23 protein-coding genes are annotated in these 25,101 nt (G+C 64.3%); 12 read left to right on the forward strand and 11 right to left on the reverse strand.

Features of this window, described 5'->3' with window-relative positions; translation table 11 throughout:
- Positions 1-11 precede the first annotated feature (11 nt).
- From ACOGXH_RS12450 to ACOGXH_RS12460, 3 genes are all read left to right on the forward strand, one after another.
- Positions 12-539 (forward strand): UGSC family (seleno)protein, encoded by a 528-nt coding sequence (locus ACOGXH_RS12450; RefSeq protein ID WP_419929408.1) that lies wholly within the window; start codon positions 12-14, stop codon positions 537-539.
- Entirely contained in the window at positions 536-1,636 is a 1,101-nt protein-coding gene (locus ACOGXH_RS12455; protein ID WP_419929409.1) for a hypothetical protein, read from the forward strand. Before ACOGXH_RS12450 ends, ACOGXH_RS12455 begins: the two co-directional genes overlap by 4 nt.
- Before the next feature lie 74 nt (positions 1,637-1,710).
- Positions 1,711-2,577, forward strand: coding sequence for a DUF6159 family protein (locus ACOGXH_RS12460; RefSeq protein WP_419929410.1), 867 nt, complete (start codon positions 1,711-1,713; stop codon positions 2,575-2,577).
- Positions 2,578-2,580: 3 nt separating this feature from the next.
- On the opposite strand, the gene ACOGXH_RS12465 is transcribed toward ACOGXH_RS12460, so the two are convergent.
- Positions 2,581-2,985, reverse strand: a complete 405-nt coding sequence (locus ACOGXH_RS12465; RefSeq protein WP_419929411.1) for a nuclear transport factor 2 family protein — start codon at positions 2,983-2,985, stop codon at positions 2,581-2,583.
- Between the two features lie 59 nt (positions 2,986-3,044).
- Here ACOGXH_RS12465 and ACOGXH_RS12470 point away from each other — a divergent pair, with 59 nt between their 5' ends.
- Positions 3,045-5,444 (forward strand): CaiB/BaiF CoA transferase family protein, encoded by a 2,400-nt coding sequence (locus ACOGXH_RS12470; RefSeq protein ID WP_419929412.1) that lies wholly within the window; start codon positions 3,045-3,047, stop codon positions 5,442-5,444.
- A 33-nt stretch (positions 5,445-5,477) separates the two neighbouring features.
- Here ACOGXH_RS12470 and ACOGXH_RS12475 read toward each other — a convergent pair whose 3' ends face one another.
- The 4 genes from ACOGXH_RS12475 to ACOGXH_RS12490 all read right to left on the reverse strand — a co-directional run bounded on the left by ACOGXH_RS12475 (position 5,478) and on the right by ACOGXH_RS12490 (position 9,183).
- The gene (locus tag ACOGXH_RS12475; protein WP_419929413.1) at positions 5,478-6,557 is read right to left on the reverse strand and encodes a hypothetical protein; all 1,080 of its coding nucleotides are present in this window, start codon (positions 6,555-6,557) and stop codon (positions 5,478-5,480) included.
- 67 nt (positions 6,558-6,624) lie between these two features.
- On the reverse strand, positions 6,625-7,371 hold the full coding sequence (locus ACOGXH_RS12480; protein WP_419929414.1) for a DUF5131 family protein: 747 nt from the start codon (positions 7,369-7,371) through the stop codon (positions 6,625-6,627).
- A gap of 27 nt (positions 7,372-7,398) precedes the next feature.
- Complete coding sequence (gene tcmP / locus ACOGXH_RS12485; RefSeq protein WP_419929415.1) at positions 7,399-8,328, reverse strand: three-Cys-motif partner protein TcmP; 930 nt, start codon at positions 8,326-8,328, stop codon at positions 7,399-7,401.
- A 69-nt stretch (positions 8,329-8,397) separates the two neighbouring features.
- Positions 8,398-9,183 carry an SDR family NAD(P)-dependent oxidoreductase gene (locus ACOGXH_RS12490; protein WP_419929416.1) on the reverse strand — a complete coding sequence of 262 codons (786 nt, stop codon included), beginning with the start codon at positions 9,181-9,183 and terminating at the stop codon, positions 8,398-8,400.
- A gap of 99 nt (positions 9,184-9,282) precedes the next feature.
- Here ACOGXH_RS12490 and ACOGXH_RS12495 point away from each other — a divergent pair, with 99 nt between their 5' ends.
- Entirely contained in the window at positions 9,283-10,266 is a 984-nt protein-coding gene (locus ACOGXH_RS12495) for a hypothetical protein (protein ID WP_419929417.1), read from the forward strand.
- Between the two features lie 2 nt (positions 10,267-10,268).
- On the opposite strand, the gene ACOGXH_RS12500 is transcribed toward ACOGXH_RS12495, so the two are convergent.
- From ACOGXH_RS12500 to ACOGXH_RS12510, 3 genes are read right to left on the reverse strand one after another with little or no spacing between them, the layout of a single operon-like run.
- Positions 10,269-11,276 (reverse strand): LLM class flavin-dependent oxidoreductase, encoded by a 1,008-nt coding sequence (locus tag ACOGXH_RS12500; RefSeq protein WP_419929418.1) that lies wholly within the window; start codon positions 11,274-11,276, stop codon positions 10,269-10,271.
- Complete coding sequence (locus ACOGXH_RS12505; protein ID WP_419929419.1) at positions 11,273-12,976, reverse strand: thiamine pyrophosphate-binding protein; 1,704 nt, start codon at positions 12,974-12,976, stop codon at positions 11,273-11,275. Before ACOGXH_RS12505 ends, ACOGXH_RS12500 begins: the two co-directional genes overlap by 4 nt.
- Before the next feature lie 25 nt (positions 12,977-13,001).
- Positions 13,002-13,796: an SDR family NAD(P)-dependent oxidoreductase gene (locus ACOGXH_RS12510; protein ID WP_419929420.1), complete on the reverse strand. Its 795-nt coding sequence runs from the start codon at positions 13,794-13,796 to the stop codon at positions 13,002-13,004.
- 141 nt (positions 13,797-13,937) lie between these two features.
- Here ACOGXH_RS12510 and ppgK point away from each other — a divergent pair, with 141 nt between their 5' ends.
- The 4 genes from ppgK to ACOGXH_RS12530 are packed head-to-tail and all read left to right on the forward strand — an operon-like array spanning position 13,938 to position 18,904.
- Positions 13,938-14,702: a polyphosphate--glucose phosphotransferase gene (gene ppgK, locus ACOGXH_RS12515; protein WP_419929421.1), complete on the forward strand. Its 765-nt coding sequence runs from the start codon at positions 13,938-13,940 to the stop codon at positions 14,700-14,702.
- A 32-nt stretch (positions 14,703-14,734) separates the two neighbouring features.
- Positions 14,735-17,116 carry an efflux RND transporter permease subunit gene (locus tag ACOGXH_RS12520; RefSeq protein ID WP_419929422.1) on the forward strand — a complete coding sequence of 794 codons (2,382 nt, stop codon included), beginning with the start codon at positions 14,735-14,737 and terminating at the stop codon, positions 17,114-17,116.
- A 9-nt stretch (positions 17,117-17,125) separates the two neighbouring features.
- Positions 17,126-17,911: an SDR family NAD(P)-dependent oxidoreductase gene (locus ACOGXH_RS12525; RefSeq protein ID WP_419929423.1), complete on the forward strand. Its 786-nt coding sequence runs from the start codon at positions 17,126-17,128 to the stop codon at positions 17,909-17,911.
- Positions 17,912-17,944: 33 nt separating this feature from the next.
- Entirely contained in the window at positions 17,945-18,904 is a 960-nt protein-coding gene (locus ACOGXH_RS12530) for an alpha/beta hydrolase (protein ID WP_419929424.1), read from the forward strand.
- On the opposite strand, the gene ACOGXH_RS12535 is transcribed toward ACOGXH_RS12530, so the two are convergent.
- Positions 18,901-19,704, reverse strand: coding sequence for a thioesterase family protein (locus tag ACOGXH_RS12535; RefSeq protein WP_419929425.1), 804 nt, complete (start codon positions 19,702-19,704; stop codon positions 18,901-18,903). The genes ACOGXH_RS12530 and ACOGXH_RS12535 overlap by 4 nt on opposite strands.
- A 113-nt stretch (positions 19,705-19,817) precedes the next feature.
- Here ACOGXH_RS12535 and ACOGXH_RS12540 point away from each other — a divergent pair, with 113 nt between their 5' ends.
- The 3 genes from ACOGXH_RS12540 to ACOGXH_RS12550 all read left to right on the forward strand — a co-directional run bounded on the left by ACOGXH_RS12540 (position 19,818) and on the right by ACOGXH_RS12550 (position 22,756).
- Positions 19,818-20,717 (forward strand): alpha/beta hydrolase, encoded by a 900-nt coding sequence (locus ACOGXH_RS12540; RefSeq protein ID WP_419929426.1) that lies wholly within the window; start codon positions 19,818-19,820, stop codon positions 20,715-20,717.
- Between the two features lie 64 nt (positions 20,718-20,781).
- Positions 20,782-21,732 (forward strand): alpha/beta hydrolase, encoded by a 951-nt coding sequence (locus tag ACOGXH_RS12545; protein ID WP_419929427.1) that lies wholly within the window; start codon positions 20,782-20,784, stop codon positions 21,730-21,732.
- 64 nt (positions 21,733-21,796) lie between these two features.
- Positions 21,797-22,756 carry an alpha/beta hydrolase gene (locus ACOGXH_RS12550; protein WP_419929428.1) on the forward strand — a complete coding sequence of 320 codons (960 nt, stop codon included), beginning with the start codon at positions 21,797-21,799 and terminating at the stop codon, positions 22,754-22,756.
- A 6-nt stretch (positions 22,757-22,762) separates the two neighbouring features.
- Here the strand turns inward: ACOGXH_RS12550 and ACOGXH_RS12555 are convergent, their stop codons facing one another.
- Complete coding sequence (locus tag ACOGXH_RS12555) at positions 22,763-22,930, reverse strand: hypothetical protein (protein WP_419929429.1); 168 nt, start codon at positions 22,928-22,930, stop codon at positions 22,763-22,765.
- A gap of 33 nt (positions 22,931-22,963) precedes the next feature.
- Positions 22,964-25,069 (reverse strand): DEAD/DEAH box helicase, encoded by a 2,106-nt coding sequence (locus ACOGXH_RS12560; protein WP_419929430.1) that lies wholly within the window; start codon positions 25,067-25,069, stop codon positions 22,964-22,966.
- Positions 25,070-25,101 lie beyond the last annotated feature (32 nt).

Below are 25,101 nucleotides of genomic sequence, written 5' to 3' on the forward strand. Positions count from 1 at the left end.
ACCGTAGAGCCATGGCGATCGAATACTTGGACCCACAGGCTGATCCGGGCGAATCAGTAACCCCTTACGAGTTGTCCGCGGGAAGCGGAGCTCTCACCATCGGGCTGTTGGCCAACGGATTTCCCGATTCCGTGCCGTTCATGGATGCGGTGGGCGAGAGCCTGCGTAGGGTGCGCCCCGACGTTGAGGTTCGGGCCTGGAACAAGGGCAACGCCTCGATGGTGGCCGACGACCAGCTCATGGGCGAGATCACCGAGACGTGCGACGCAGTGGTGGCTGCGTACGGCCATTGAGGCAGCTGCACAAGCGGCACCGTGCGTGACGCCATCAAAGCAGCCCGCCGCGACACCCCAGCGGTGGCCTTGGTGACCACCAAGTTCTCCCCCCAGGGCGATTTCGTTTCCCGCTCGGCGGGGATGCCCGACATTCCCCGCGTGATCCTCCCCCATCCGGTGGCCGGCACCGGGGAGAAGGCCATGAAGATGGTGGCCGACGACATCGCTGATGAGGTGCTTCAGGCGCTGGGCGCCGCCGGATGAGCCAACGGCTGACGGCGCTCTCCGAGGAGGACGCTCTCGAACAGCTCCACGAGGCGGGGTGCACCGACGGCCTGCCGGTGGTGATACCCACCCCGGCCCGGGTCGAGCGCATGGTGCTGGCCTCGGGCCTCGACGGCGATGTCTCGCTGGGCCAGCTTGGCCCCAATCTGGGCGAGGCCACCGTGGAGAAGGCCGCCATTGCCGCGGTGATGGCCGGCTGCATACCCGATTACTTCCCAGTGGTGGTGGCCGCTGTCCGGGCGGTGTCCGACCCCCGGTTGGACATGACCGAAGTACAGGCCACCACCCACAACTTGGGGCCTCTGCTGGTGATCAACGGACCGGCGGTAGGAGCGTGCGGCATCGCCTCGGGCTTCGGCGCGCTGGGCCCCGGCCACCGGGCCAACGCCAGCATCGGCCGGGCGGTGCGCCTGGCCATGATCAACATCGGCGGCGGGCGACCGGGCACCTCCGACATGGCGCTGCTGGGTCACCCCGGCAAATTCACCTTTTGTCTGGGCGAGGACGAGGAGGCCAGCCCATTCCCACCTCTGCACACCTCACTGGGCTACGACATCGACCAGAGCACGGTCACAGTGGCCTGCACCGAAGGGCCGCATTCGGTGCTGTGCTTTCCCGACGACGACCCCGAGGTGTACGCCGACCACCTGCTGAATGTGCTGGCCGCCTCGCTGTCGGGGCTGGGGGCCAACAACACGCATTTCGCCCGGGGAACCCAGGTGCTGGTGCTCAACCCCGACCATGCCATCGCCCTGGCCGACGTGGGCCACGACCGGGCCACCATCGCCGAGGCACTCCATCAACGGGCCAAGCGCTCCTGGTCGGAGCTGTCTGCGGTTCGGGCCCGGGGCTCGGGCATCAACCGCCATCAGCGCAGCCAGGGCGACGACCCCGACATAGTGATCCACGCCTTGAGCAGCCCCGACGACCTGCTCGTCTTCGTAGCCGGCGGCACCGGCCTTTACTCCGCGGTTATGCCGTCGTGGGGGGCCGGCCCCCACGGCAACGGCCACATCACCGTGGAGATCGACCTTGACCAGTCCTGCGAAGTGCCGCTGGTACGAGCCAGTCAATAGCCCTCGAATTCGTCGCCGCAAAACCGTCGTCCTTCGCTGGTAGCGTTTCGGCTATGGGTCGATTTCGCCGAACAATGGACACTGCCAAGGCCTCATGGGCGGTGCTGCAACACGATCGGGAACTGGCCGTCCTGCCGATTCTGGGGGCGCTGGCCTCGATCGCAGTGGTCTTAGCTGTTGGGCTGCCCATCTGGCTTTCTACCGATGGGATTGACGACGGGGGCAGCAGCGCGGGCAGCGATCCCATGCTGTGGATTGGCGGGATCATCATCTTGCTGGCCGTCACGGTCATCACCGTGTTCTTCAACGCCGCAGTGGTATCGGGGGCGAGAGAGAGGTTCAGCGGGGGTGACCCCACCATCTCCAGCGCCATAAAGGGGGCGTTCTCTCGGCTGCACGTGATCATTCCCTGGGCGATTCTCGCGCTGACCGTCGGGATGATCATTCGACTGATCCAGAGCTCGGACAACATCGTCGCCCGCATCCTCGGCAGCCTTCTCAACATGGCGTGGGGGGTGCTCACTTTCCTAGTGGTGCCCATACTGGTGGTCGAACAGACCGGGCCGTTCCAGTCGTTGAGCCGCTCCGGCGAGCTACTGCGTCACACTTGGGGTGAGAACCTGATCGCCCAGGTGGGATTCGGCATCATCGGATTCGTGGCCGCCATCCCGGGCATCATCATCATCGCCATCGGAGCGTCGGCCGGATCAGTCGGCGCACTGGTCGCGATCGTCATCGGGTTTGGGTGGATTGCTTTGGTGTCAGTAGTTATCAGCACCCTCACCGCCATCTTCCAGATGGCCCTCTACCTGTACGCCACCACCGGCCAGGTGCCCATGGGATTCGAGCAATCCGGCATCAGCGACACCTTCAACGAACGGTCCCAAGGTCCCCTCATGCGGGGCTTCGGCGGTGGGGGTCTCGGGGGCGGCAGGTTCTAGCCGCTAGCCGTCAGCAGGCGCCATCGCGGCCCGGGCTATTTCCGGGTTGAGGTACTCCCGGGTGAAGCAGACTTTTCCGTCCCTGAAGCGCCACAAACCGATATAGCGGTTGGAGTAGCGCCGCCCAGTGGGAATCACTTCGCCCTGGCTGGTGTATTCGGCGATCACCAGGTCGGGGTCGACGCAGGGGTAGACCTCGGTGATGTGCAGGGTGAATCGGAACACCTTGAAGGCCCCCACCAGCCGCTCCCGCACCGCCTCTTTGCCCTCGGTGCGATCGGGGCCATCGGGATGGGCATAGGGCAACTCCATCACGTAATCGTCGGTGTAGTGGACCACTACCGCGTCGGCATCGCCCATGGAGTCGAACACCGACTGGAGGACTTCCAGGTTGCTCTGTGCACTCATGACGCCAGTTGACCACGTTCTTCGAACTGGCAGAAACCTGGGCAGTAGTGTCGCGCTTCGTGTCCTCCAATGAACTGCCGCTGAGCGGCCTGCGGGTCATCGACATGGCCGATGTCAAGGGCGAGCTGGCCGGACGACTGCTGGCCGATTTCGGCGCCGACGTGATCCGGGTGGAGCCGCCCGGAGGGGCCGAATCCCGCGGAATGCCTCCATTCACCCCCGACGGCGAATCCAGCCTGTACTTCGCATTCCGCAACTTCAACAAGCGGGGCATCACAGTGGACGTGACCGCGGCCGAGGGCCAGGCCCAGTTGCGAGAGCTTTTGGCCGGCGCCGACGTGTGGATCGAGTCCTCCAAGCCGGGCACGCTGGCCCCGTACGGGCTGGACCCCCGAGAGGTTTCCGCCGAATTGGAGCATCTGTTGGTGCTGTCGGTCACCGACTTCGGTCAGGAGGGGCCCTACGCCCAATTCGAGGCCACCGACGAGGTCATCCAGGCCATGAGCGGCCATTTGGCCGCCTCGGGCATCCCCGAGAAGCCGCCGCTGCTCATTCCCGGAGCGTTCGCCTATGACGCCGCCGGGGTGGTGGGCGCGCTGGCCGTGCTCATCGGCCTGGTGGCCAAACAGCGCACCGGTCGGGGCCAGCACTTGGACTTCTCAGTGCTAGAGGCGGCCATCCAACTCAACACCTGGCAGCTGGCCAACATGCAGCCCACCTTGGACGCTGGCATAGACCCGCCCATCGTCCGATCGGGCACCACCGTGGTGTACCCGCTGTTCGAGACCGCTGACGGGTTCATCACCATGGTGATCCTCAGCCCCCGCCAGTGGTTCGCCATGTGGGAGTGGCTGGGCGAGCCCGAGGCGTTCGCCGACGAGATGTGGGGCCAAACTCTCACCCGCCTGATGAACGGTGACGTGTTGAATCCGGTCATCGCCGAGCACTTCGCCCCCATGCTGATGGAAGAGGCCGCGGCCGAGGCCCAGCGCCGAGGCGTGGTGGTCACCCCGATGCTCAAGCCTTCCGACATCCTGGCCAACGAGCACTACGTATCCCGATCCACATTTGTCCCGGTGGAGGTGGCCTCCGGTGTGGACGCGGCCACTGCGTCGGGGTTCATGGAGATCAACCGACAGCGCCAGGGCTTCCGGTCCGGGCCGCCCGCGGTGGGCGAGCACAACGCCGAGGTCGCCGAGGAGGCGGCTGCCGCTGAGGCTCGCGGTCCTGTTCCCGCGGCCGGTGAGTTGGCCCAGCCGCTGGCCGGGCTGCGGGTACTGGACTTCGGCCACGGCGGCGTGGGTGTGGAGGGCGGGCGGATGCTGGCCGAATACGGCGCCGACGTGATCAAAATCGAAACCCGCACCTATCCCGACTTCATGCGGCTGGTCACCGGCACCGAGATGACCCCGTCGTTCGCCTCGTCGAGCCGCACCAAGCGCAGCTTCGGGGTGAACTCCAAGATCCCCGAGGGCCTGGCCGTGCTCAAGGAACTGGTGAAGACCGCCGACATCGTCATCGAGAACAACTCCACCGGCACCATGGATGCCATGGGGGTGGGCTATGAGACGCTCAAGGAGCTCAATCCCGGAGTGTGCATGGCCAGCAGCCAGCTCATGGGCTCGACCGGGGCCTATGCCGACTGGATCGGCTACGGGCCCACCATCCAGACGGTGGGGGGCATCAAGTACCTGTGGAACTTCACCGATGGCGACCCCCCGCCGGGCTCCAATGCCATCCACCCCGACCATCTGGCCGGGCGGTTGTGCGCTTTGGGCGCGCTGGTCGGGCTGTTGAGCAGAGAGCGCCGGGGAGAGGGAGCCCATGCCGAGATCAGCCAGGCCGAAGCGTTGGTCAACACGCTGGGCGACCTGTTCATGGCCGAGTCGCTCAGCCCGGGGTCGGTCCAGCCGGTGGGCAACGACTCCGACCAGGGCGCCCCCTGGGGCGTGTTCCAGTGCGACGGCGACCAGCAGTGGAGCGTGGTGTGTGTGCGCGACGACGCCGACTGGGAGGCACTCAAGCAGGCCATGGGCAGCCCGGCCTGGGCCGATCACCCGGCCTACGGAATCGCGGAGGGCCGAAAGGGGGCCCGAGAAGCGGTGAACGCCGGCGTGGCCCAGTGGACCGCCGGGCTCTCACCGCAGGAGGTGCAGGAGGCCTGTCAAGCGGTCGGCGTTCCCGGCTCGGCCATGCTCACCGCCTTAGACCACATGACTAACCCCCAGCTCAGCGACCGGGGCTTCCCGGTCGAGGTATTCCAGCCCGGTGCCGGCAACCTGGTGCTGGAAGGCCCCTGCTTCTACGGCAGCGAGATGCCCACGCCGCCAGTCCATGCCGCCCCCCTGCTGGGCGAGCACACCCGCCATATCTGCATCGAAGAGCTGGGCATGGACCCCGCCGAAGTCGAACGACATGTCGAGATGGGCGCACTGGAGGTTCCCCTCCCCGAGGACTGATCGGATCAACCTAAGTCAAGTTGGCACTGGAGCTTAGTCAAAGTTGATCTTTAATTCTGAGGACGAGTACCCAAAGCAGTCTAAGAATAGCTGTGCTCTTTTGACACAATGATCAGCACTCAAGTGTATGTCTATATAGTATCCAGTTGAGCCGATCTGATGGTACGAGTTTGGCTTTGCAACCTTCAGCTCTTGTGGATCTTGTGCGACATATGGGTGCATTCTACCTCTTAACTCTAGCATCTTGTGGAACTCGTGAGGATGTCGATCATACAACAGTTCTGCTACTTTGCATGTAATTTCCTTCCACATCCTAATTTGATGACTTTGTCCCCATAACTCAAATGATGTCGGAGACTGTTTCCTTTCTGACCTTCTTGATGAAGTACGGGTATCAGCCACAATAGGGGCAAGCGGCACCGTAGTTTTAGGATTAGATTTCAGGATTGAAGGTTGGGGCGACCGTTGCAATGCTTCAATTACCTGATCATTCGCCGGCCTTAGATTCGTATTTTCGTATACTCGCTTGCTCACGAGTTCCACGAGTTCATCATCAGGTTTACTCAACATTTGCTCCCAAATACCGGGTATTTCCTTGTTGAGTCGGGCCGTCTCAAGACTTGCCTTTAGTACAAGCTTTGCTCGCTGGACCGCTTGCCCACTGACCAGAGCTTCCTTGCTCAGAAATACTTCCAAATCATCTGACAAACGGTCGATAGGATCGTTCATGAGATGCAACACGGAAAATCTCCGTTTTGCAGGATCTCCAGACTCTCTTGGAAGATAGAGCCACCACTCCAACCCCGTAGTCAGCACGCAGATGTCCACTCCTTCATGAAATGCGTATCCAAGCACTTGAGTGACATGGTTGCTCAAATTCGAATTGGGCGCCTTTGCCTCAATCATCGCATAGATTCGACCTGACCTTTTGAGGGCGATATCTACCCGGCCGCTTCCCTTACCACCGACAGGGTGTTCAAACAACACCTCGGGGCCATAAGGATCCCATCCCAAGTCCTGGAGGACGGGTGCCAGGATTTGAAACTTGGCCGACTCCTCGTTTTGAGGCACGGGCAAAGAGCGAATCTTCTCAAGCCTCTCGTGCAGGGACATGGAGCCTCACTTCGTACAAACAGCGAACGGCCCATCAGGGTAGCGCGCTATCGCCGATAGGCCATTCTCAACTGGCTAAGGCAGTCAGCGGATACTCATCCCAGGTCCGACCGTCCAAGTGGCGACCACCGGCCTTGGGGGATCGACCACCCCACTGCTTGAAGAAGAACGAAACTCCGGCCTCGACACAACGGTCGCGAAGGTCAGTCACCCATTCTGGCGACATTCGCCGGGCACCCGCACCGCTCTCACCACCAGCGATAAGCCAGTCGATACCAGTGAGGTCTATGGCTCCTAACGACCCAAGCAGTGGTTCCGCACTTACGAAACGGACATGGGCTGGGACCTCTTGCAGGTGCCTCACCCGAAACAGGTAGCGAGCAGTTTCCACGCTGACCCCCACCCATGCGTTGGATGGCCAATCCAAGGCATCGCTGAGCTGCGCAAGCCGGCGAGAACGCTTGGTCAGCACTTGGTAGATGTGATCTGGGGTATCCCGCATGACCTCAAGCACGTCCCGGATGAACCCCACTGGCACATCTTCGTGAAAAAGGTCGCTCATCGAGTTGACGAAAATCATGCGGGGTTTTGTCCAAGTATGGGGCAGGGCAAGCGTCTCCGGGTGGCAGGTCAGCCCAAAGCCAGGACCACTGGTTCGAGGGTCGCCATCCGCTTGGTACTTTGCCTGTCCCATCACCTTGAGGCGGCCAGCCATAGTCAATGCGTAGCAGTTGTCGCACCCTGGCGAGACCTGGTCGCAACCGGTGGTGGGATTCCAGGTGGCATCAGTCCACTCGATGGCTGATTCAGCCACGGGGATATCCCCAGAACTCGCTTCGGCTCATGCGACATCCTCCCACTCCGGCAACTCAAATGGGAGTTCGTCTCGCCACCCTGTATGGAGGTCTTCGTATCGAGGGCGAGACTCTTCAACATCGAAGAGGGTGCCTTCCTGAGGTTGAATCCGACCTCTCTCTTGAGCCCAACGCATTATCGACTCGCCTGCAGGGCTGTCTGTCACAAAAATCATTGCGTAGAGCTCGTTGCCCCTTCTCGGCTTGATAGGCCGCACGAGCAGGTGCTTGTAGCCCAAGTCGGCAAGACGGTCCATATAGAGATAGAGGTACGCCTTCTTGGCATTGCCGGGGGTGATTCGGTCATTCAGGCGAGCTTCCCAGATTTCCTGCCAAGGTCCCCAGGCACCATATAGCTCCGCGACCCTTTGTGGGAACCTACGTCTCACTGCTTCTTCACGGTTCGACCCCAACATCCGCACGATGCCTGATGTGCAAAAGAGAATCCACATCTCCACCTTGGACCTGCCGGTTTGCTCGGAATAGGCACGCTTGTGATCAGAGATGGCTTTGATCGTGCTCCAACGAAGTTCCATCCCATCGGGATCAAGGAACGCGAACGTCGGAGATCTCTTGGGGAGCCCTTCCAGTACGCCAGCCATCTCCTCGTTGCAGTCGCCCTCTATAACTTGCACGCCTGAATTTCCACACTTGGCGGCGAGCTCCCTGAGTCGCTGAGCTCGACCTGCGTTCTTCTCAAAAAACCGCAAGTGGGTGAAGGGTGGTGACACCCCGAGAGCCAGCTCGGCTGACCCAGGGAATTCTCGATCTGTGCCTTTGATTATGTTCTGGGGGTCGCCGGCAAATGCATCGATGCAGACCCTATTGGGTGCCCTCTGCGTTGCTTGGGCAAAGGCCGGCAAGTAGTCACCGAGAATTGAGATCTTCTCGTACGAGTGGCCATTCCACTCCCGCATGGAACCTCCTGTGCCAAGGTCAGCACAGGGTACCCACGGGTAGTGACAAATTCGGTGGCCTCTACAGAGTCAGCCGATGACGAGGCCTCCGTTGGGGGTGATGGTCTCGCCGGTGACGAAGTCGCTCTCGTCGGAGGCCAGGTAGAGGGCGGCATAGGCGATGTCCTCCGGCTGGCCAATCCGGCCCGCCGGGGTGATCATCTTGAGGCCCTCGATCATGGTCGCGTCCACTCCGGCCACCATCGGAGTGTCGATGACGCCAGGGCACACTGCGTTAGCCCGGATGCCGTGAGGGGCGCAGAATCGGGCCATCGCCCGAACGAACCCCAGGAGGCCGGCCTTGGCAGTGGCGTAGTGAATCGGCCCCCAACCGGCCAGCCCGGCGATGGACGACATGCAGACAACCGAGGCCTTGAGGTCGGTGTCGATGACTCGGGACAGCATGGCCCGGGTGCAGTAGAAGGCGCCGTTGAGGTGGATGTCGAGCATCCGCTGCCAGCCGTCGTCGCTCATGTCCACGATCTGGCGGTCGCCGCCGGTGTTCCCCTCCCCGGAGCCGTCACCGGGGGTGCTATCCACGCCAGCGTTGTTCACCAGCACGGTGACCGGCCCGAAGCGATCGTCGATGTCGGCGAACATAGCCTCGATGGCCTTGCTGTCGGACACGTCGCAGGCCGCGCTCATGGCATCGCCCCCGTTGGCAATCACCTGATCGGCGGTGGCCGCGGCGGCCGCCTCGTTCAGGTCTTGCACCACCACCTTGGCGCCCTCGCTGGCGAAAAGCACGCTGATGGCCGTCCCCAGTCCTCCTCCGCCACCGGTAACCAGGGCGACCTTGCCGTCCAGTCTTCCCATGAGTGTGTCCTCCTCATCGTGGTCGTCGGCGAGACATTACCGACTGTCGGCGAAGCGGTGTGATTGCTGCCATTCGCCGATAAATTTCAGTGAGGCACCATGGCACCCCGATACCGAAACCCACAAGCCGAGGCCGATGCCATTGTGGGCGACGGTCTAACCGCCAGAGTGCTTGAGCCGTCTCCACCCGCCGTCGCTACCGGACCCTGGTTTGCCGACGACCCCGTCGCAGTGGGCAGCGACGACCAAGCGACTGCCAGGGTGGTGACCCCAACCAGCGCGGGCGACATCCTTTGGGCCGATCTGGCCAGCGCCGACGAGACGGTGGCTGATTTCTGCCAGCCCCGATGGCTGGCCAACTACCGGCGGCTGCTGGGAGTGCCTGACCACTATCCGGTGCGGCGCGACGACCTCCACCGGCTGGCCTACGGAGTGGTGTCCAACACCCGCAAGGCGGCCAACGGGAAGTTCGGCCTGCGCTGGACTCTGGGCGGCTTCGGCACCCCGTTCTTCGGCGATGACACCCAGGTGAGAGTGGAAGGGCGCATGTTGGTGAGGCAACATGGCGACAAGGTGGACGCCGAGGAAATCACCACGCTGGGTGCGGCGGCCCAGTTCCTGGGGGTGGAAGCCACCAGCGACCAGGCCGAGCACGACACCGTGGCATTGGGCGATCTCGACCGCCCGCTGACGGTGGACGGGGAATTGGTGGCGTTCATCACCGACTGGTTCGGGATGGCCACCGCGGCGCTGGAGGAACTGCGCTGCACTCCAGGTGCACCCGATCCCAGCCGAGTGCAGCTGTGGCCCGGCCACTTCGACGTTGCAGTGGAGATCGGCGATGCCGAGTCCGAGCGGGTCACCCGGGCCACCTACGGGGCATCGCCCGGAGACGCGGCCCACCCTGAGCCCTATCTGTATGTGGGTCCATGGGGTCCGGTGGACCCAGGAGATCCGTTCTGGAACGACGCTGCGTTCACCGGGGCGTCGCTGCCCTATGCGGCAATTAAGGGCGACCCCAACCCCTGCGGCGTCGCCTTGGGCTTCTACCGCCAGGCCTTCGGCCGACTGATAGGCGGCTAGCCTTATTCCGAGAGCGAGGCCACCACCGGGGCGAAGCTGGTGATGGTCTCGGCCAGGCCCTCGGCAGCGCTCGAGCGGGCGGTGGCGGCCAGATTGAGGCTGGCGCTGGTGAACCCCATGTCGAGCACTGCACCAAGTTGATCGGCACATTCATCCGGCGTGCCGACGATGGTGAATGCCTGCACCAGCCGGTCGTCGATCAGCTCATCGAGCGCGGGATCGTCGAATCGATTGTGGTCGAAGTACCAGCCCCGGCTGCGGTCCAAAGCAGCCTCGATGGCCGCTATGCGGTCGGGGGCCACGTCCAGTTCGGGCGGTCGAATGATGGTCAGATAGTGAGCGGCGTATCGCTTGACGCTGCGTCGAGCTAGTTCGCCGTCTTCAGAGCAGCACAGCGTGAGCCGGGGAGCGGTCTCGAAGTCATCCAAGGTGCGCCCGGACCGAGCCGCTCCCTCGGCCAGCCAAACCCGGTACGTTTCGGACAGATCGGTTGACAAGAAGCGGCCGCCGACGAGGGCGATGTCGGCCACTTCGCCGGCCAATCTCATCACCTGAGGGCTGCGGGTGCCGATGGACAAGGGCACCGGATGGGCGGCGGGACGGATCAACCGCTCGCCGCCTACCTCTCCCCCACCCAATAGGGCACGGATGTCAGCCACTGCCTGGCGAAGGGCGCCCACCGGTTTGGGGTAGTTGATGCCCAGCGGCTCCAAGCCGGCCCCCACGCCCAGCCCGCAGAACGCTCGGCCGGGGGCCAGGTCGTCAAGGGTGGCCAGCGCTCCGGCCAGCACCACCGGATGGCGGGTATAGGGGTTGGTGACCATGGCCCCAACCGCAATTCGATCGGTGGCCTGGGCGCACAGGGCTTGGAGCATGAAGCAGTCGGGCCAAAACACCACGTCGGAGATGCCCAGCCGGTGAAACCCGGCCTCCTCCACAAGCTGGGCCAGCCCCACCGCATCAGCGGTGCTCATCCCCGGGCTGATCTCCGCTTCAAGGGTGACGGTCATGGCGAGCGGGAGTCGCGGACCCTCACCAAATCTGATGAGTGGTCGGGATCGGTGGACACCTCGATGAGCACCGGGCCGTCGGCGGCCAGCGACGAGGCCAGGGCGTCGGCCAGCGCGGCGTCGTCATCCACCCGGTGGCCGTCCATGCCGAAGGCTCGAGCCACCGCGGCAAAGTCATGGTCGCCAATATCCACCGCAGTGCGCCGTTCCGGCCCCTGGAAGTCGTAGACGTTGCCCAGCATCCGGTTGTTGAGCACCAAGAACGTCACCGGCAGGCCGTACTCCACCGCAGTGGCCAGATTGTGCAGCGACATCAGGAATCCGCCGTCCCCGCTGATTGACAGAACCCGCTCACCGGAATGGACCATGGCGGCGGCCAGCGCGGCGGGCGGGCCCCAGCCCATGCCCAAGTGCCCCCCGGGCAAGTGGAGCTTCCCGGGGGTGCGCGCCGCGAGGAAGTGATAGGCGAAGATTCGGTTGTTGCCTGCGTCCAGAGTGATCCGACCGTCGATCGGCCACATCTCGTTGAGTACCTGCATCACCCGCTGGGGCGGCACTGGGCTGGCCGACTCGTGCAGCACCGGGAGATCCTCGGCCCTTGACTTGATCTCGGCCAGATCAGTCCATCGGTCGTTGGCCAGATTCTCATCGACCCCCACCGCAGGCACTAGCTCGGCTAGCAGCGCGCCCAAATCGGCGTGAACGCCCAACTCCACCGGGAAGCTCACCCCCAGGTTGGCGGCTTCGATGTCCACCTGGACAATGCGCTGGCGGTTGGCGTCGAGCCAAGTGGGCGACTCCACCAGGGTGTCGTGGGGGTTGAGGCGGGACCCGAGCACCACAACGGCGTCAGCTCGGGCCAGCAGCTCGAACGCCCCCTGCCAGCCGAACGGGCTGAGCGGCCCGCCGGCCCACGGGTGGTCGTCGGCAATCACCCCCCGGGCCTTGGCGGTGGTCACCACCGGCGCGGCAGCCCGGCGAGCCAGGGCGTCCAGCTGGTCGTAGGCCTGGGCTTGATGGATGCCGTTTCCGGCCACGATCACTGGGCGCTTGGCCTCCGACAGCATTTCGGCCAACGCGGCCACCGCTGATGCGTCGGGCCGGGGCGGGGCTGCCAATGTCACCCGGTTCCGCCCGTAGAGGCGAGGATGGCGGGCCTCGTCGGTGCGCCGGAAGATGGCATCGAGGCGAAACACCACCGCAGCCGGACCGGGGCGGCCCGAGGTGGCGTGGTGGATAGCCAGCTCCACCGCATGCGCCGCCTCGTTGGGGGTGGTGGCCACGCTCAGGTACTTGGTCATCCCCGACAGGATGCGGGGCAAGTCCACCGAACCGTGATCGCCGGTGGTGCCCTGGGTGGGGGCGTGCTGGGGGATGCCATGATCGGTCATCTCGGTGAGCACCAGCATGGGAGTGCCCGACAGGTACCCCTCCATCAACCCGAACCCGCCGGACGAGGCGGCAAACGGACCCTGGCCAGTGAACACACCGGGTCGGCCGGTGAGCCGGCCGTACATGTCGGCCATGACCGATGCCTGGTGTTCGTGGGCCGCTCTCACGCTTTGCACCCGGTTTGCCACCGTCCGCAGCCCGTCGAACACCTTGATGGAGTAGCCGCCGGGCACCCCGAACACATGAGTGATTCCGGCGTCGGCTAGCACCTCGGCGATGGCAACTCCTGCGGGGGTGCCGTCGCTCATAGGACCGACATGAGACGCTCGTTGGTCACGTCCCGCCGATCCAGTGCCCGGCATTGACGTCCAGGGAGGCCCCGGTGATGGGCAAAGAGAGATCGGAGGCGAAAAACAAGGCCGCCCCCGCGATCTCGGCGGCATCGGGAAGGTACTTCAGCGCGGTTTCCCCCGCGGTCTCGTCGTAGACCACCTGGTAGTCCACCCCCCGGGCGTCGGCCTGGCCCTGGAGGAAGTTGCGCACCGCGTCGGCGAATATGTAGCCGGGCAGCACACTGTTCACCCGAATGCCGTCGGGGCCAAGCTCTTTGGCCAGGATCTTGGTGATGTTCTCCAGCGCGGCCTTGGAGCTGCTGTAGGCCCCCCAGCCGGCTTGTCGCATGCGGATGGACATGGTGTTGATGAAGATGACCCGCCCGGCCCCAGAGTCCCGCAAGGCGGGAATGCAGGCTCGGGTCATGTTCAGCGAACCGAAGAAGTTCACGTCAATCACGTTGCGCCAGCGGTCGAGGTCGGCGTTCTCCACGTTGACAATGGGAAAACCATCGTTGAAGGCGTTGTTCACGCAGACGTCGAGCCGCCCCAGCTTCTCCACCGCGGCATCGGCCAACGCCTGGCACTGGGCGGGATCGGTGATGTCGGTGGACTGCCACACCGTGCGGCGGCCCATCGCCTCGATCTCGGCGGCCAGCGGCTCCATTACCTCGGTGCGGCGGGCGCCCATCACAATGTCGGCCCCCTCACGGGCATAAAGCCGGGCGATCTCAATTCCCAGACCGGGCCCGATGCCCGACACCAGCGCCACTTTTCCAGCCAGCATCTCTGCCATTGCTCAACCCCTGTTTCTGTCACCGGATTCGGTTTGCTCTGCCCGATTCCAGGTTCTTTCCAGCTTCGCGCAACCCGCGCTCAACTCCCCTGCCGGGGAGGGCCGCTGGTACCTTCATCGGGCGGGAAACGGGTGAGGGCAATGAGCACGGCATTCGGCATCGACATAGGGGGAAGCGGCATGAAGGCCGCGCCGGTGGATACTGACACCGGCAAGTTGCTCGAAAAACGACTCCGTATCCCCACCCCGAAGCCCGGTGTTCCCGACGAAGTAGCAGATGTGGTCTACGAGCTGGTGACTTCGTTCGGGTGGACCGGGCCAGTGGGCTGCGCGTTTCCCGCTCCGATAGTCGGCGGCACGGTCAAGTGGGTGGCGCATTTGGACGACTCGTGGGCCGGGGTTGATATTGCGGAGACGATGAGCAGACGGATCGGCGCCCCCGTGACCATCATCAATGACGCCGATGCCGCCGGAATGGCGGAGATGACCCATGGTGCCGGTGTGGGCCAGATGGGGACGGTGTGCTTCACGGCTTTCGGCACCGGGATCGGAAGCTCGGTATTCGTAGACGGGAACCTGGTGCCCAACACCGAGTTCGGGCACCTTTACCTGGCCGGACATGACGACGATGTGGAGGTGTGGACGGCGGCCAAGGTCCGAAAGCGGGATGATTTGGACTGGCCGACGTGGGCGGGACGGGTGCAGGAATATCTGGAGCACCTCGAGAGGATTATCTCGCCTGGTCTGTTCATCCTTGGCGGCGGAATCAGCAAGGACTTCAACCTCTGGGTACCGCTGCTGGACATCGACACCGAGGTCGCTGTCGCCGAGATGAGAAACAACGCCGGCATCGTGGGGGCGGCTATGGCATCGGTGGGCAGAGCGGTCCGGTCCGGGACCGGTTGAGTCCTCGGCTGACGAGATAGCCGATACACCCCATGCTGGACCGGTACGCCCGCCTGGTCACCCGCTCCCCGTGGCGCACCATCGCGGTGATCGCCCTCATCACCGCAGCAATGCTGCCGGGGGTGGCGATGACCACTGAGGAACCCGATGCAATTGCCTCCTTTGTGCCCGACGGAAGCGATCTGGCCTACGCCATCGACCAATTGGAGGATCGATTCTCCACATCAGGCAATTTCGTGAGTGCCCAGATCGTGGTTCGGGGCGATGCGACCTCGCCCGATGCCATCCGAGAAGTGATCGCCCGTTCGTCGATGGCCCTGGCCCAGCCTGAAGTTGCCCCATTCGTTCCCCAGTCCGGCGAATCCCCGGCATTCAGCTATGCCCACTTGATCGTGCGCCTGGCCGAGGTACCCCCCGGTCAGCTCACCACCGAGGACGTGGCCAGGGTGTTGGCTCTCGATCCGTCAGACGATCCCCGAGCAGCTCAATTCGACCTGCTGCTGGGCGAACGCGCCGGGATCGGACAGATCCGGCTACTGCGAATCGACCACCCTGAAATGGAAGTCAGCGATGCTCTGCTAGCAGTCGACGACGTCATTCAAGCCGGCGACTACGGGCCGGGTACCTCCGCTCGCACCCTCTCCCCGGCCCGGTTCCAAGAAGGGGCGCAACAGGCCCTGGCCGACGGTGCAGTCCTGTTTCCCATGGCCCTGGTGGTAATGGTGATCGTATTACTGGTGCTGTTCCGCTCCGCGATCGACACCGTGATCACCATCATCGGCGTCATCCTCACTGCGCTCTGGCAAATCGGCCTGTCGGGCTACCTCGGACCAGAAGGCCTGGACAAAATCAACGGCATTACGCCGATCAGCATCATCGTTCCAGTGCTGTTGGTGGGACTGACAGTGGACTACTCCCTTCAAGTGGTGTCCCGTCGCCGGGAGGAGTTGGACGCCGAACCCCAACAGGCCACTCGAAGAGCGGTGGCCGTTACCGGTGCGGCCATCGGACTGGGTGCGCTGACCACGGCACTCAGCTTCTTGACCAACCTGGCTAGCCCGATGTCCCCGATTCGGGATTTCGGGATCTTGGCGTCCATCGGCATTATTGCGGGGTTCTTCATCATGACGTCGCTAGTGCCCGCGGCTCGGATCCTGGGCGACCGCCGACGTCAGAAGCGCGGGCGGGTCCTGAGAACCCGGCCAGTCATCGACTCTGTGCCCGGCGTGCGGCACCTGCTCGGGCCAACCGTGGCCCGGTGTGCCCGCCATCCCAAGCTCACCCTGTTGGCTGTGGCCGCGCTGGCCGGCGCCGCGGTAGCGGGTGGGATCAATGTGGACACCGAGTTCAAAGAGGACGAGTTCTTGCCCGAGGATTCCGAGGTGGTGCAGGACATCCGCTTAGCCCGTGAAGAAGTCAGCGGACTGAGCACCACGATCACAGGAGTGGTCATCACCGATCTAGAGGATCCGGCCGCGGCGAAAGCACTGGTGGCGCTGGAAGACCGGCTGCGGGGTCCGGGGCCCGGGTCGGGCCGATCGGTGCCATCAGACTTGGAGCAGCCTGAACATGTGGTCGGCGTGGGCGGTGTCACGCTGGTATCGCTGGCCGCTGAGACGGTGCCAAACGCCCGAGCCGTGCTCACCCAGGGATCATCCGACGACCTGGCCCAGCTGTACCGTATGGTGTCGGTGGCCGCCCCCGACGAATTTGCGAAGGTCGCCTCACTGTCGGAATCATCGGGGAACGACGTGACCATCATCCCGATTCAGGCCCATTTCGGGAGCGACAGCGACGCCCGAGATCTATACAACGCCTCGGGCGACCTCTGGGCCGATGACGCTCCCGGCAATTTCACGGTGACGGGGGCTCAAATCAACCCGGGGGTGGCCACCAATGCGGTGGCTCGCAGCCAGACCACCGCCACGTTCATCACCGTTCTCACCGCCCTCGCCCTTCTCACGGCGTACTTCTGGCGGGCCCACCGCCGTCCTCTGCTGGGGGTGATCACGGTGGCTCCCATCGTGGTGGTGCTCATGCTGCTGTTAGGGCTGATGTGGGTGCTGGGCATCAACTACAACGCGCTGACCGCGCTGTTGACGTCGCTCACTATCGGGATCGGCGTGGACTACACCATCCACTTCACCCACCGTTATCTGCACGATCGGAAGCAAGGCATGCCGGTATTTGAGGCACTGACTTCGACCGCCAACACCGTCGGCGGGGCACTGTTCGGGTCGGCCACCACTACTGCCCTGGGCTTCATCGTGCTGGCCTTCGCCCCCCTGCTGGTGGTCAGCCAGCTCGGGATTCTCATTGCCATCACCGGAATCCTCTCGATGATGGCCGCTGCGATCATCCTGCCCAGCCTGCTCGTGTTGACCGAACGTCGTGGCGCGAGGCCAATCCACTAGGGTCCGAGCGTGTCAATCTCAATCGAAGGTTCCATCGCCGTGGTCACCGGGGCTACACGGGGCATCGGCCGACAGATCGCCTTCCAGCTGGGGCGGGCCGGGGCCCGGCTAGTGGTGGTGGGCCGCACCGGGAGCGACGACCCCGATGCCCTGCTGCCGGGGTCTCTGCCTGAGGTGGTAGCCGCGCTGAGCGATGAGGGCATCGAGGCCCGCAGCGTGCAGGCCAATTTGACGTCGTCCGACGACACCGCCCGCATCGTGGACCGCACCCTGGAGTGGTTTGGGGGCTGCGACATCTTGGTGAACAATGCGGGCTACACCTCCAATGGCCCGATCATCGACGTGCCCTATTCGCGCTGGGAGCGGGCGTTCCGGGTGCAGGTGGTGGGCCCGATGCAGCTGTGCCAGGGCTTGGTGCCGGGGATGCTGGAGCGAGGCCGGGGCCGGGTGCTCAGCGTGAGCTCCGGGTCGGCCAACGAGATAAGCCCCAACCTGGCCCTGTACTCCACATCCAAGCAGGCCATGGAGCGCTGGAATGCCTCAATGCACCTAGAGCTGGGCGGCGGGGGGGTGGCGTTCAATGTGCTCCGGGTGGACAACATCGTGTCCACCGAAGGGTGGTGGCACGTCTACAACACCCAGGGGGCCGAGATCGCCACTGGCGGCGCCGGCCTGGAGACCCTCAAGACCCCCGAATACACCGCCGAGTGCGCCCACTGGATGATCCGCCAGCCCGACGACTGGAGCGGCCACTCCGTGGGCTTCAGTGAGATTGAATCCCTCGGTGGTCCATAGCATTATCGTTGCCATCTCATCAGAGGGAGAGACATGAAGCTCTGGGACGAGGAAATTGAGAGCTACCGCGCCGAAGCTAAAGCACTGCTGGACAACCTGCCCCTAGATCAATTCCAAGCCGAGGAGGACACCTCCGACGATCCCATGGACCACGTTCTGGCTCAGCGTGAGCTGCTGATCCAATTCGAGCCTGAGCCGTCGCCCATGGCGGAAGATTCCGCGATCCCCGGTCCAGCGGGCGACATTCCGGTGCGGTTGTACATTCCCGACAACCCCAAAGCGATGTTTCTGCACATCCATGGAGGCGGCTGGTACACCGGTCGGCCCAAGATGTCGGAAGAGGCCAATGTGCATATCGCCACCCAGCACGGGCTGGCGCTGCTCTCGGTGGATTACCGGCTGGCCCCTGAGCATCCATTTCCTGCTGGCCCCGACGACTGCGAGGCGGCCGCCGCCTGGATGCTGGAGCACGGCCCCAAGCTTTGGGGCACAGAGAAGATGTTCATAGGAGGCGAGTCGGCCGGTGGTCATCTCTCCGCTGTCACCTTGCTGCGCGTCCGAGATCGCCTCGGCGCCGTCGACCGGGTGCTCGGCGCCAATCTGGTGTTCGGGATGTACGACTTTCGGGGCACCCCGTCCTTTTACGGAAACGGCGGCAGACCCGATGTGCTGACACCTGAAGGGCTCCAGCAGGCTGTCAGCTTCTTCATCCCCGGCCTTTCGGAATCGGAACGCCGCAACCCGGACCTGTCGCCTTTGTTCGCCGACCTCTCCGGCCTGCCTCCCTGCCTGATTTCTACAGGAACCTTCGACCACATCGCCGACGACTCCTATTTCCTCGCAGTTCGAATGGCAGCAGCCGAATCGCCGGTGGAGCTGGCCGTCTACCCCGACTCCCCCCACGGGTTCGTGGTGTTTCCCACCGAGATGAACAAGGCCCATGAGAGGCGAATAGACGCCTGGATCGCCTCGCTGCTGGCCCAGGATGCCTAATAGTTGCTGCGGGCCTCGATGAAGAGCGAGGCGTTGCTGAGGGCGCACAGACCGGCCTCATCGAACAGCCGGGCCCGAGATTGCCCGATTCCGTCGGCGTCGGCCCAGGTCTCGGCGTCGACGCAAATCCATTCACTGGTGGGAAAGCGCAGCACATGGATGGCCAAGTCGGGGTTGATCGACACGAACTGGTCAAAGGGTATGAATCCGGCCAAACCGCTGGTGAAGTCGGCCAGGGCCATCAACCGCACGAAGGGGGATGTCTCCTCTCCTCGCACAAATGGCACCAACAGACGAACCCAGGTCTTGCTGGGTGAGCCTCCGCGGAAGCTGCCGACTACACGATCGAATTCCACCACATGGGGAAAGCCCTCGGGCATATCCGCCCGGGGGTTGAAAGACGACGGCTGGTCGGAGCTTCCCGGCGGAGGGGGAAGCGGGACCTCTGGCTGGCGGTAGGGCGACATGTCGATGCCCGCACCGGTCCGCACCAACACGGCGACAGCCGACGCCACTAGAAGATCGCCGTCGTGCAGTTCGGCTCGAGCGGTCTGGATTCTCTTGCCGGTGCGGAGAACCTCGGTGGAGATTGCCAGCGGCTTCACTGGCACCCGCCGCAGCATGTCCAGGGTGAATCGGGCTACCCGCATCGGCACCGGGGTGGGCAGCTGCTCGACCGCTCGGGCCAGCAATCCGGCTACGGCACCGCCGTGCTGGGCACCGGCGTCCCACGGCCCCTGTGCGTAGATCGTCGGTATGACCGCGTGGCCGTCCTGATAGAAAATGGCATCATCGCCCACAAAAGGGGCAACGTAGTACTGCCCCGGCCCATGGGCCGAGACGAAACAATCAGGAGACACCAATGAAGCTCTGGGACGAAACGATCGATAGTTACCGCCCTAAGGCACGGGAAATGCTGGCAGCTCTTGCGGAGGCCTTTCCCGCAGCCGGAGGCGATCTCCCCGAAGATCCAGTGGCCCGAGCCCAGATCCAGCGCCAGAACATGATTGCCTTCGAACCCGAGCCGTCACCCATGGCGGTCGAGTCCACCATTCCGGGACCGGCCGGAGACATTCCGGTGCGGCTCTTTGAGCCGGAGGAGCCAAGGGCCATGTTCCTGCACATCCACGGCGGCGGCTGGATTATCGGCCGTCCCCAAATGAGCGATCCGGCCAATGAGCACCTGGCCAACCACCACGGGCTGGCCGTTTTGTCGGTGGACTACCGGCTGGCCCCCGAGCACCCCTACCCCGCCGGGCCCGACGACTGCGAGGCGGCCGCGGCCTGGATGCTGGAGCACGGCCCCGAGCGGTGGGGCACCGACAAGATGTTCATCGGCGGCGAGTCGGCCGGTGGCCATCTGGCCGCCGTCACCCTGCTGCGGGTACGTGACCGCCTCGGCGCCATCGACCGGGTATTGGGTGCCAACCTGGTATTCGGCTTGTACGACTTTAGGGGCACCCCATCGGTCTTCGGCAACGGCGGCAACCCTGACGTATTAGACCCCGAAGGGCTCCAGTTCATGTTCGAGTCGTTCATCCCGGACATGACCGAGGCCGAGCGACGCGATCCCGATGTGTCACCGCTGTTTGCCGACCTAACCGGTCTGCCCCCCTGTCTGGTGACGGTCGGCGCCTTTGACCACTTGGCCGACGACTCCTATTTCCTCGCAGTTCGAATGGCCGCAGCCGAGTCGCCAGTGGAACTGGCCGTCTACCCTGACTCCCCCCACGGCTTCCAGGTCTTCCCCTCCGAGATGACCAAAGCCCACGCCAAGCGCTTCGACGCCTGGATCGCCTCACTACTGCCCTAAGGCCGCTCAGCAGCCAAATTTCATCCTGCCCGACGACCCCAAACTAAGCAGACAGGAGATACCGATGAAGCTCTGGGACGAAACAATCGACAGCTACCGCGCTGAGGCCCAAGCCATGCTGGACCACCTACCGTTCGGCGACGGAGACGGAGCCGTTGAGGAGATCGAGGACCCGGTGGCCAGAGTCCAGGCTCAACGGCAATTCATGATTGACTTCGAGCCCGAGCCGTCGGCGATGGCCGTCCAGACCGCTATTCCGGGGCCGGCCGGCGAAATTCCGGTACGGCTGTTCGTGCCCGATGAGCCCAAGGCCATGTTCCTGCACATTCACGGGGGAGGTTGGATGATGGGCCGACCCCAGGCAAATGATCCCGGCAATGAGCACTTGGCCACCCACCACGGTTTGGCCGTCTTGTCGGTGGACTACCGGCTGGCCCCCGAGCACCCCTACCCCGCCGGGCCCAACGACTGCGAGGCAGCTGCGGCTTGGATGCTGGAACACGGCCCCGAGCGCTGGGGCACCGACAAGATGCTCATTGGGGGCGAGTCGGCCGGTGGCCATCTGGCCGCCGTCACCCTGCTGCGGGTTCGGGACCGACTCGGAGCCATCGACCGGGTGCTCGGCGCCAACCTGGTGTTCGGCTGCTACGACCTGAGGGGCACCCCATCCACCTTTGGAAACGGCGGCCAGCCTGACGCATTGAACCCCAAGGTGATGCAAATGCTGCTTGAAGGGTTCATCCCCAATATGTCCGAGGCCGAACGGCGCGACCCCGACGTGTCTCCCCTGTTTGCCGACTTGTCCGGGCTTCCGCCCTGTTTGGTGTCGGTGGGCACCTTTGACCATCTGGCCGATGACTCGCTGTTTTTCGCCGTTCGGTTGGCCGCGGCCGAATCGCCGGTCGAATTGGCCGTCTACCCCGACTCCCCCCACGGCTTCATGTTCCTGCCCACTGAGATGACCAAAGCCCATGCCGCCCGCCTCGACGCCTGGATCGCCTCGCTGCTGCCCTGAAGTCGATCAGCAACAAGAACTCACCCTGCCCAACGACACGGGACAAAGCAGACAGGAGATACCAATGAAGCTCTGGGACGAGACAATCGATGGATACCGCGTCGAGGCCCAAGCCATGCTGGAAAATCTCTTCGACGCCTTGCCCAGTGCAGGAGGCGAAGAGGGCGATCTCCCCGAAGACCCGGTGGCCCGTGCCCGGATCCAGCGCCAGAATGCGATTGCCTTAGAACCCGAGCCATCGGCAATGGCCGTCGAAGCCACCATTCCCGGACCAGCCGGGAACATTCCGATCCGGCTCTTTGAACCAGAAAAGCCACGGGCCATGTTCCTGCAAATCCACGGCGGCGGTTGGATCCTGGGCCGCCCCCAAATGGCCGACGTGGCCAGTGAGAACCTGGCCAAGAACCACGGGCTGGCGGTTTTGTCGGTGGGCTATCGGCTGGCCCCCGAGCACCCCTACCCCGCCGGACCCGACGACTGCGAGGCCGCCGCAGCCTGGATGCTGGAGCACGGCCCCGAGCGCTGGGGCACCGACAAGATGCTCATCGGCGGGGGGTCAGCTGGGGCGCATCTGGCCGCAGTCACTCTATTGCGGGTGCGGGACCGCCTCAGCGCCATCGACCGTGTGCTGGGCGCCAACCTGCTATTCGGCTGCTACGACCTGAGGGGGACCCCATCCACCTTCGGCAACGGCGGTAATCCAGACGTGTTGGATCCGCCGGGGTTTCAATTCATGATCGAGTCGTTCACTCCGGGTATGTCCGAGACTGAGCGACGAGATCCCGATGTGTCGCCGCTCTTCGCCGACCTTTCCGGCCTGCCCCCCTGTCTGGTCACGGTGGGTACCTATGACCATCTCCTGGACGATTCGCTTTTTTTCGCCGTCCGACTGGCTGCCGCAGAATCACCGGTGGAGTTGGCCGTCTATCCCGACTCCCCCCACGGCTTCATGTTCCTGCCCACTGAGATGACCAAAGCCCATGCCGCCCGCCTCAACGCCTGGATCGCCTCGCTGCTGCCCTGAGGCCGCTCAGTCGTCGAAGTCCTCTGGGTCCAGCACCATGTCCCACCGGTCGCCGCAGTCTGAGCACCGATAGGCCACGGTGTCGCCGGGCACGGGCGGGTCATCCTCGGGCCAGTGCGTTAGCCGGTGGCACTGCCCCCCGCAATCCACGCACACGATCCGATCGGCGATCACTGCCTCAAGTGTGACATCCAGGGCATCAAAACCTCACCCAGTGCGCAGGCTTTCCCATTCGTCGAGGAGGCTGGAGTCAGTGGTGCGCAGGAGGGTGCCTAGTTCGGCGGCGACACCGGCCAGGGCGTCGTTAACGGCGGCGGCGGGGACGGTTTGGACCAAGGCCTTGTAGCAGTCGGACAGATAGCGCAGCAGGGCACCCTCGGAGCGCTTGATGCCGTATCGGGAGACGTACTGGTTGAATGTGTCGCCGACCTCCATGAGATCGCGGGCCACCGACTTGGGGCTGGGACGGTCGTGGCCGACCCAGGGGTGGTAGCGGGCGAACACCGCGAAGGCCGGCTCGATAAATTCGGCCTCGGGGCGGGGCCAGGTGACTTCCGACAGCCGCTCCAAGCGTTCCTCGTAGGGCACCCGTTCGGCCTTCAGCTGAGCCATGAGGTCGTCGCGGGCCTTGTCCCGCTGGGCCAAGAGCACCACCGTGGGGTCCTCGAGCACCGACTCCACCACGCTCAGCGCCTGCCAGTGATAGTCGGGCGCCTCCATGTCCAGGGCCTCCAGAGCCTCCACCGCGAACAGCCCGAGCGGCTGGTTCAGCCGGAACTCGTCTTGCAGATCGAGATTCACCCGAACTGGACGGCCTAGATTGTCGGGCTCGTCTAGCACCTCAACGATCTCGGCATCGATCAGCGATCGGAACACCCCCACCGCCCGGCGGATGTGGACCCGCTGGCGGGATCGGGGTTCGTGGTTGTCGGTGAGCAGGCGCTTCATGGCCGCGCAGCCGTCGCCGGGCCGGTCGAGCACGTTGAGCATCATGGAGTGGCTCACTGCGAAGCTCGACGCCAGGGTCTCGGGCTGACCTTGCCACAGCCGGGCCAGCGTGTCGCCGTCGTAGTGGGCGTAGTTGTGCTCAGGCGGCTTCTTCTTCACTAGCTTGCGGCGCTTGACCGGGTCGGACGCCGCTTTGGCCTCGGCTCGGCGGTTTTCGATCACGTGCTCGGGGGCCTGCACCCACACGCTGCCCTCCTCGTCGAAGCCCTTTCGCCCGGCTCGCCCCGCGATCTGCTGGAAGTCCCGCACCGTCAGCACCCGGGTGCGGCGGCCGTCGTACTTGTACAAGCGGGTGAACAGCACGGTGCGGATGGGCACATTCACCCCCATGCCCAGAGTGTCGGTGCCGCAGATCAACTTCAGGTGCCCCTGCTGGGCCAGCTTCTCCACGAGCAGCCGGTACTTGGGCAACAGCCCGGCGTGGTGTACTCCCACCCCGGCCAGCACGAAGCGGCGCAGATCCTTGCCGAATGGGGTGTCGAAGCGAAAGCCGCCCACCGCCTCTTTGACCGCGGCCTTGGATTCGGGGTCCAGCACGTCGAGGCTGGTGAGACTCTGGGCCTGGGCGGTGGCCTCCCGCTGGGTGAAGTGGACGATGTACACCGGCGCCTTGTCGGCCCCCAGCAACTCGGCGATGGACACGTGAAGGGGCGTCTCCCGATACTCCACATCCAGCGGCACGGGCCGCTTGGCCGAGGCCACCAGCGCAGTGGTCCGGCCATTTCGCTTGCTCAGGTCTTGGCGCAGGGCAGTGGTGTCGCCCAACGTGGCCGACATCAACAAGAACTGGGGCCTGCTCAACTCGAGCAACGGGACCTGCCAGGCCCAGCCCCGGTCCCGGTCTCCGTAGTAGTGGAATTCGTCCATCACCACCAGGTCGGCGTCGGTCTCATGGCCAGAGTGCAGGGCATGCAGCGCCAGTATCTCCGCCGTGCAGGCGATCACCGGGGCGTCCCCGTTCACGGTGGCATCTCCGGTGACCATCCCTACCCGCTCGGCTCCGAAAGCCGCTACCAGTTCGAAGAACTTCTCGCTGACCAGCGCCTTGATCGGCGCGGTGTACACCGAACGACGGCCTTGGGCCAGCGCGGCGAAGGCCCCGGCCAGCGCCACCAGCGACTTGCCCGAACCGGTGGGGGTGGCCAGTACAACGTTGTCGCCGGCCAGAAGCCGCAGCACCGCCTCCTCCTGATGGGGGTACAGCTCCAGCCCCGCCGCCTCGGCCCAGTCGCAGAATGCCCCCAACAGCTCGTCGGGATCGCCCGCGCCGGGCATGAAATCACCGAGTGGCGGAGGAGCAGGCATGGCCCTACCAGGGTAGGGGCGGACTAGGCGTG

This window comes from Candidatus Poriferisocius sp., assembly GCF_965208355.1.
Taxonomy (GTDB): Bacteria; Actinomycetota; Acidimicrobiia; order Acidimicrobiales; family Bin134; genus Poriferisocius.